Here is a 335-nt window from a genome sequence, read left to right on the forward strand (position 1 = left end):
AGCCATTCCTCCTTGATGCCATTTATAGAGAACTCCATGCCGTAAGCGAAATACCGCCCCCCGGTCTTGAACTCAATTTCAATCTTTGAGACAGGATTAATCGGTTTTGCAAGTTTGAACGGCTCGAAATCTCCGGCAGGAAATCTTCCCGTCGCAATCTGCTGGAGCAGTGCAACGGCTTTGATTACATTGCTCTTGCCCGATGCGTTGGCACCGTAAATCACACCGATTTTCAATGCCGATATATCGTCACGTTTCTGCGCCCTGCTGACATGAGCAGGGTGAACCGTTCCCTTTCCGGCAACGAAACTGATTGAGGTCTCTTCTTTGAAAGA

Annotated in this window: 1 protein-coding gene; it reads right to left on the reverse strand. The window is 48.7% G+C overall.

Annotated features, from left to right (window positions below):
• The coding region (locus tag QGT73_RS17370) for an AAA family ATPase (protein WP_280123264.1) at window positions 1-335 on the reverse strand (335 nt) is incomplete at both ends.

It is taken from the genome of Duncaniella muricolitica, from assembly GCF_910574735.1.
Taxonomy (GTDB): Bacteria; Bacteroidota; Bacteroidia; order Bacteroidales; family Muribaculaceae; genus Duncaniella; species Duncaniella muricolitica.